At 72.9% G+C, this 7,354-nt stretch carries 6 protein-coding genes; 5 read left to right on the top strand and 1 reads right to left on the bottom strand.

Annotated elements, in window-relative coordinates; genetic code table 11:
- Positions 1-444 precede the first annotated feature (444 nt).
- Both AB0J52_RS20530 and AB0J52_RS20535 read left to right on the top strand, forming a co-directional pair.
- Positions 445-1,779, top strand: coding sequence for a sensor histidine kinase (locus AB0J52_RS20530; protein ID WP_500183212.1), 1,335 nt, complete (start codon positions 445-447; stop codon positions 1,777-1,779).
- Positions 1,776-1,964 carry a hypothetical protein gene (locus AB0J52_RS20535; protein ID WP_500183213.1) on the top strand — a complete coding sequence of 63 codons (189 nt, stop codon included), beginning with the start codon at positions 1,776-1,778 and terminating at the stop codon, positions 1,962-1,964. Before AB0J52_RS20530 ends, AB0J52_RS20535 begins: the two co-directional genes overlap by 4 nt.
- 129 nt (positions 1,965-2,093) lie before the next feature.
- Here AB0J52_RS20535 and AB0J52_RS20540 read toward each other — a convergent pair whose 3' ends face one another.
- Positions 2,094-3,773 (bottom strand): cyclic nucleotide-binding domain-containing protein, encoded by a 1,680-nt coding sequence (locus AB0J52_RS20540; RefSeq protein ID WP_500183214.1) that lies wholly within the window; start codon positions 3,771-3,773, stop codon positions 2,094-2,096.
- Positions 3,774-4,638: 865 nt separating this feature from the next.
- On the opposite strand from AB0J52_RS20540, the gene AB0J52_RS20545 reads away from it, so the two are divergent.
- From AB0J52_RS20545 to AB0J52_RS20555, 3 genes are all read left to right on the top strand, one after another.
- Positions 4,639-5,511 carry a helix-turn-helix domain-containing protein gene (locus AB0J52_RS20545; RefSeq protein WP_500183215.1) on the top strand — a complete coding sequence of 291 codons (873 nt, stop codon included), beginning with the start codon at positions 4,639-4,641 and terminating at the stop codon, positions 5,509-5,511.
- Between the two features lie 226 nt (positions 5,512-5,737).
- Positions 5,738-5,962, top strand: a complete 225-nt coding sequence (locus AB0J52_RS20550) for a DUF397 domain-containing protein (protein WP_500183217.1) — start codon at positions 5,738-5,740, stop codon at positions 5,960-5,962.
- Positions 5,963-6,076: 114 nt separating this feature from the next.
- The coding region (locus tag AB0J52_RS20555) for an FAD-binding oxidoreductase (RefSeq protein ID WP_500183218.1) at positions 6,077-7,354 on the top strand (1,278 nt) is incomplete at its 3' end.

Genomic DNA, 7,354 nt, shown 5'->3' on the forward strand with positions numbered 1-7,354 from the left:
CGCGACCCGCCTCGCCGTACCGCGCACCCCGGACCAGGCCGTCCTGGACGCCGCCGACGCCGAGGCCGCCGATCCGGACGAGCAGCGCGACTCCCGCCGCTTCCCGAGGCTGCCGCGCCCGCGCGTGCCGATCCGCCGCCGTCCCGTCGCCGAGGGCGAACCGGACGTCGCGGGCTGACCCGCACGGCGGGCGGTGCCGGCGGGGTCCGCCGAAGGGGGTGGTCGGATGGAGGACCCGGGAGTTTCGGGCGGCCCGGCCGAGGGAAGCGGGCTGACCGATCCGTGGCGGGTCCGCTGCTTCTGAGGGGTTCCCGTCCCGATATGACGAGTTCTTTGCTCCCTCTTATCGCCGGTTGGCCTGTGACGAGAGGGAAACGGGAAACATGGAGTGGTTACCTCCCCACGGGAGGACGGGTGACCAGACTGCGGACTTGGCCGATACGCGTGCGCTTGCCGTTGGTCGCCGGGAGCGTGGCGGCCCTGGCCTGCGTGGTCGTCGGCGTGCTCATCGTGGTGGGCGTGCGCGGCCGGGTCGAGGACTACGACCGGCAGCGGACCACGACCGCCGCGCTCAGCATCATCCAGATGATCAAGCGGGACCGGCTGCCCGGGCAGCTCCCGTCGCTGCAGGGCATCGAGGCGGCCGAGGTGCTGAACGCGAAGGGCAGGGTCGTGTCGGCGACGCGCGACCTGGTCGGCAAGCCGCCCATCGCCTCCTTCCGGCCGGGCGAGGACACCGTCAGCGCCTACCGCGTGCTCTGCCCGCCGCACGGCCTGCACGGCTGCATGGACGTGATCGCCTTCCGGGTGTTCCAGCCGGACGGCGACTGGACCGTGTACGCCGCCGAGGCCAGCGGCCCCTGGTACGCCAGCGGCACGCTGCTGGCGTTCCTGATCCTGACCTCGCTGCTGGTCGTCCTGCTCACCATCCTGCTCACCCGCCGGACCGTCGACCGCACGCTCGCGCCGGTGAACGCGATCCGCTTCGAACTCGCCGAGATCACCGCGACCGAGTCCGCCCGCCGCGTGCCGGTGCCGCCCGTCAAGGACGAGATCCGGCACCTGGCCGAGACCGCCAACGCCACGCTGGACCGGCTGGACGCGGCGCTGGAGCGGCAGCGCCGGTTCACCTCCGACGCGTCCCACGACCTGCGCAGCCCGATCTCCGGCGCGCGCACCCAACTGGAGGAGGCCCTGCTGTACCCCGACCAGGCCGACTGGCCGCGGGTCGCCCAGAACGTGCTGGTGTCGCTGGACCGGCTGAACGCGATCGTCACCGACCTGCTCGCGCTCGCCCGCCTGGACGCCTCGTCGGGCGCCGGCGACGACGAGGTCGACCTCGCCCTGCTGGTCTCCACCGAGCTCGCCCGGGCCGTCCGCGACACCCGCACCGCCACGGACCTCGACCAGGGCGTCGTGGTGCGCGGCGACCGGCTCCAGCTCGCCCGGCTGCTGACCAACCTGCTCACCAACGCCGAACGGCACGCCGCGTCCCGGATCGCGGTGTCGGTCGCGGCGGACGGCGACGACGCCGTCCTGACCGTCACCGACGACGGCGCGGGCATCCCGCCGGAGAACCGCGAGCTGGTCTTCCAGCGGTTCGTCCGGCTCCGCGAGAGCCGCGACCGCGACCCCACCGGCACCGGCCTCGGCCTGCCGATCGCCCGCGAGATCGCGCGCGCCCACGGCGGCACCCTGGCCATCGCCGACAGCGACGCGGGCGCCCGCTTCGTCCTCCGGCTCCCCCGCGTCCGCCCGGCGAAGGGCCCGCGGGCATGACCGACCCGGGCCCCTTCCACGAGCCCTACCTCGCCCTCAACCAGGAGATCGCCGCGCTGCTGGACCGGGGGGAGTTCCTGGCGGCCGCCGACCGGATGGCCGACTACCTCGACCGCGCCGAACGGCAGCTCACCGAGGGCTTCCGCACCCGTCCCTCCGCGCCCCGGCGCTCACGTCCCCGCTGACCCGCCCGCGTGAAGCGCGCGGAAACGCGGCGTCCCCCGCGGTGTGCGGGGGACGCGTCGTGCTGGATCCGCGAACCGGCCGGCGTGCTCCCGTGCCGCCGTCCGGCGGGGTGATCGCGGTGGGGACGGTCAGAAGGTGCCCTGCGAGAGGTGCATGTAGCCCGTGTAGGCCGCGTTCTTCGCGCGGAAGCGGATGCGCTGGAACGAGCGCGGGTTGATGTAGCCCGGCCCCCAGGCCAGGACGTTGTCGTACACGTATTCGGACGCCACGAACCCCACGTCCGCGTCGGTGTCGGCCATGCGGTGCCGCAGTTCCGGGGCGTCCAGCAGGCGGGCGGCCTGGATGATCGCCGCGCCGTTCACGCCCTCCCGGTCGGGCATCACCGGGCCGATGTGCAGCGACATCCGGATGCGCAGCCGCATCGCCTCGCTGGCGGCGTGGTTGTGCCGGCGCAGCCGCGCGGTGAGCAGCGACAGCATCGGGTCGATCACGCGGTCGGGCGGGGCCTGCGGCGGGACGACGATGAGGATGCCGTCGCCGCGGTCCTCGTGGTAGCAGGCCGCCCAGGGGACGTTCGACCCCTCCAGGGCCTCGGGAACCGCCTCGTACAGGACGCGCCGCAGCTCCAGCCGGTCGTGGTCGTTGCGGTGCGGGGCGGAGAACCCCACGACGTCCACGAACATGATCGAGCAGACCTGGCCGGCCCAGTCGTGCGTCGGCGCGGCGTCCCGGCGGGCCGGCGGTGGCGCTCCTGACCCGCGGGTCGGGGACAGCGTCGCCTGGACGGCCGGCAGCGCCCCACCCCCGCCCCCGCTCCCGACCCCGGCCCCGTCACCGGGGATCTGGGTGAGCCGCGTGTACATCTGCTGGTCGAGGACGGCCAGGATGCGCGGGTAGGCCGTCAGGAACGCGGCGAACTCGCCGATCGGCATCCGGAGCACGGTGAGCCGGTCGAGCGCGACGACCGTGGCCGAGCGCTTGCGCACCAGCAGCGCGGCCCGCTCGCCGATCAGGTCGCCCGGCCCCCGCACCGCCACGATCCGCTCGACGCCGTTCTCGGCGACCCGGATCGTCACCTTCCCGGACCAGATCACCGCGACGTGGTCGGCGAGGTCGTCCTGGCGCCACAGCACGTGCCCGGCGGGCAGCACCTCCGGCGCGGAGAACTTCAGGAAGCGCATCCGCTCGACCGAGGTCAGCGCGGACCAGAAGTCCGCCGAGCCGGCCGACCAGCCCTCCGGCTCCGGAAGCGTGGGCTCGTCGAAGGGGCCCGGCAGCGGCGGCAGGCCCCCGCCCGCCGGCGCCGGCATCCCGGCTCCCGGCAGCGCGGCCGGGACGACGGGGACGCCGGGCCGGGCCGCCCCCTCGACGGCTCGGCCCGGCGCACGCTCGAACCCGGCCGCGGGGACGGGAGGGCGGTCGTGCAGTCCGGTCACGGCCGGTTCCGGCCGGAGTCCGGTTCCGATGATCCCGGACGCGGGCGTGGGGGCCGCCACGTCGTCGTCCCGCGGGGGCCAGGCCATCGGCTGCGTCGGTGCGAGCAGGTCGTCCGCGGGACGTCCGGCGGGACGCGCACCCTTCGCGGTGACCTGTCCCTCCCGCGCGTACGCCTCCCGCGCGTAGGGGCGCTCGCCTCGCGCGCCGAACCGCTCCGCGTCGGCGCGGAGCCGGTCGACCCGGGCGCGGAGCCGGTCCTCGGCCGGACGGTCACGCCGGGTCGTCTCGTCAGGGCTGGGGGTGCCGTCGTCGGCGGTTTCGGGGGGTTCGTCGGGGTCGAAGGGGTTGTGCCGGTCCGGAAATGTGGTCATCAGAACCCTCGTCAGGGGGGAGGGGGCGGGTGGACCGCCGGAAATCGAAGCGCTGCGCGGGTCCCGGCGCCGGGGCGCCGGTCCGCCGTGGTCGGCCTCCGCGACCTCTCCCGCAACGCTGGGGCGCTGGGGGAACGGAAGCCGGTCCGGCCCTGGTGAGAACCGGTCGAGCGTGCTTTGATTGACGAAGACCGTCATCGTTTCCGCTGGTCATCACGCCGCATCCGGGTGTTCCGGTGCGGGTCGCGGGTTCCGGCGGGTGACCTGACGATCCCCTGCGGAGCCGCCCCCGTCCCCTCTCGATCTCCCTGGCTGGCAACCGGTGTCGAGACGGATCCGGGGCGGCTCTGCTCGCGTCCCCGTAGGGCGGTTGGCGTCCCTCGTCAGTGCCTCCCGAGCGTCGGCGCGTCGATCGGCGCGCTCGCGCCCTCCGGACGAAGCCGCAACTCCTCACTGAGGGTGAGGGCTGGTCGGCTCCGGACCCTTCACTCTGGTGTGGAGCATCCGAGCGTCTACCGATTTGCTACATTGCATCCTAACACCTGCCTTACCGCAAGGAAGAGGAATGAAACCATGAGACGGGCGGAGACGTGGCCGCTTCTCCGGCGGGCACCCCGGTCCCCCGGGCGGTCGGTCGGCGCCCGATGGCGCGACGCCTCCCGTCGGGCGGGCGGGTGGCGCGCCGGTTGCTTCCGTCTCGATCGCCAGCAATGTGACTTGTTACTGGTTGCCATGTGGCATCCGGCTATATGCTTTCAACTACACAACGTGAGAACGAGCGGATAGCGGGTGAAGGTGCCGCTCGTTCGGGGCTTGGACGCCGGACGCGCCCACCTGCGCCCGTTCCAGTGAGGATGAGGCTGAGATGGCCACGGACCAGGGTCCGGTAGTCGACAGCGCGTTGCTGCGCAGCGAACTCGTCAGGCTCCGGAAAGAGAAAGGCCTGACCCAGGAGCAGGTGGCGCGCACCCTGGAGTGGTCGCCGTCCAAACTGATCCGGGTCGAGGGCGGGAAGAGCTCCATCACCCGGACCGATCTCCAGGCGCTGCTCATGACGTACGACGTGACGTCCGAGAGCCGCCAGGAGCGCCTGCAGACGCTCGCGCGGGGCGCCCGCGAGACCCCGTGGTGGAACAAGTACCGGAGCCTGGTCAGCGACGACCTGCTGAGCCTGACCGGCTACACGGCCGGTGCGTCGATCATCCGTCAGTTCCACAACGCGCTGGTCCCGGGGCTGCTGCAGACCTCGGAGTACGCGCAGGTGATCACCTCCGACCTGGCCAACCCGACCGCCCAGCAGATGGCGATCGAGCTCCGGCTGGAGCGGCAGCGCCGGCTGCGCGAGCGGGCGGTCCCGCCGCGCCAGTACTACCTCCTCGACGAGGCCGTCATCCGCCGCCACGTCGGGGTGGGCGAGGATCCGGGCATCATGCCCGCGCAGCTCAAGCACATCGTCGACCGCGTCGAGAACGAGGACCGGCTCGTCGTGCGGGTGATCCCGTTCCGGGCCGGCTACCACCAGGGCGTCTACGGCCCGTTCGTGCTGCTGGAGTTCGACGGGGAGCTGTCCGACGTGCTGCACCTGGAGGGCAGGCCCGGCACGGCGGCGACCATCAGCGGGGACGACCCGCAGGTCGCCGAGTACCGCGACATTTTCGAACGCATGCTTGAATCCGCGCTCCCGGCGGACCAGACCGTCGAACTCATCCGGCAGGTCGCCGACGAGTTGGAGGGGTGAGGGAGGGATAACTCGAAACGCACACCTATCGGGCCGTCAGGCTATATAGGGCGTAACTTGATCTTGTGGCGAAGTATAGGCGCGAAAAGGACAAACGCCTACACTCATGAGCGGAGAGGCCACAAGGCTGTGGTGAGTTATGCCCTACTCGACCCTGGCTCGGTGGGTGTGCCGGTCCGTTCACGGGCGAGGTGACCCCTGCCAGCAATGTATGGAGGGTTGCTGGATGGTCGTTCGGTCGGACCGGGGGGATGCGCTGACCTGGCGCAAGAGCAGCGTGAGCGGTGCCACGGGGGATTGTGTCGAGGTCGCGCCCTGGCGCGCGCGGGTGCTCGTCCGGGATTCGCGCGCCCCCGAGCGCGGAGAGATGGAGCTGAGTCACGAGCGGTGGCGCGGACTTCTGACAAGTATTCGTGCCGGACGATGTGACATGGTGCCAAGATCCAGCTGATTCTCGCCCAGCGGAATTCCGTGTGTTCGAGTGTGCGTTGCGGGACGGCGGTGTTCGGCGCGCCGTCCCGCTCCGGCCATGGGGAGGCCGCGCGACTCCGGTTACCGTGAGGGGATGTTCGGGCCTGTCGCCGAAAGGCTTTCCGGGATCGTCCGCACTGACCTGACCGCGCGCACGGCCTACTCCTCGGACGCGTCCCTGTACCGGCGCGTCCCGGCGGCCGTGGCGGAACCGCGCACCACCGGGGACCTGGAACGCATCCGGCGGGCGGCGGTCGAGGCCGGGGTGCCCGTGACCGTCCGCGGCGGCGGGACGTCGGTCGCGGGGAACGCGATCGGCGACGGGCTGGTCGTGGACGTCTCGCGGCACCTCACGGCGATCAAGGCGATCGACCCCGGCGCCCGGACGGCCGTCGTCGAGCCCGGCGTCGTGCTGGACGATCTGCGGGCGGCCGCGGCGGCGCACGGGCTGACGTTCGGGCCCGACCCGTCCACGCACTCGCGGTGCACGCTCGGCGGAATGATCGGCAACAACGCCTGCGGCTCGCACAGCGTCGCGTACGGGACGACCGCCGCGAACGTCCTGGAGCTGCGGCTCCTCCTCGCGGACGGACGGCACGTCACCGCCCGCCGCGGCGGCGTCGACGACCCGGCACTCGACCGCGGGCTGCGCGGGCTGCGCGACGCTCACCTCGGCCCGCTGCGCACCGAGCTCGGCCGGTTCGATCGGCAGGGCTCCGGATACGGCCTGCACCACCTGCTGCCCGAGAACGGGTTCGACGTGGCGAAGGCGCTGGTCGGGGCGGAGGGGACGTGCGGGATCGTCACCGAGGCGACCGTCCGTCTGGTGCCCGCCCCGAAGGCGCGGGCGCTCGCGGTGCTCGGCTTCCCCGACGTGTACGAGGCGGCCGAGGCCGCTCCCGCGATCGCGGCGTCCGGCATGGCGCTCACCGTCGAGGGGATGGCGTCCGACCTGCTCGCCGCACTGCGGACCAGGCCCGGACGGGCCGGCGCGGGAGCCGATCTCCCGCCCGGCGGCGGCTGGCTGTACTGCGAGGCCGGCGGCGAGACCGCGGAGGAGGCGCGCGAAGCCGCGCACGCGCTGGCCCAGGCCGCGCCGCACTCTGTCGTCGTGGACGATCCGCGCCGCATGCGCGAGTTGTGGTGGATCCGGGAGGCGGGCGCGGGCATCGTGACGCGCCTCCCCGACGGCGGAGAGGCGTGGCCCGGATGGGAGGACTCGGCCGTCCCGCCCGACCGCACAGCGCCCTACCTGCGGGAACTCTACGCACTGATGCGGACGCACGGGCTGCGCGGCGTCCCGTTCGGGCACTTCGGCGAGGGCTGCCTGCATGTGCGGCTGGACTTCCCGCTGGCGACGCGTCCGGAGGTG

Origin of the sequence: Spirillospora sp. NPDC049652, from assembly GCF_040675125.1 — a bacterium.
Lineage (GTDB): Bacteria > Actinomycetota > Actinomycetes > Streptosporangiales > Streptosporangiaceae > Spirillospora.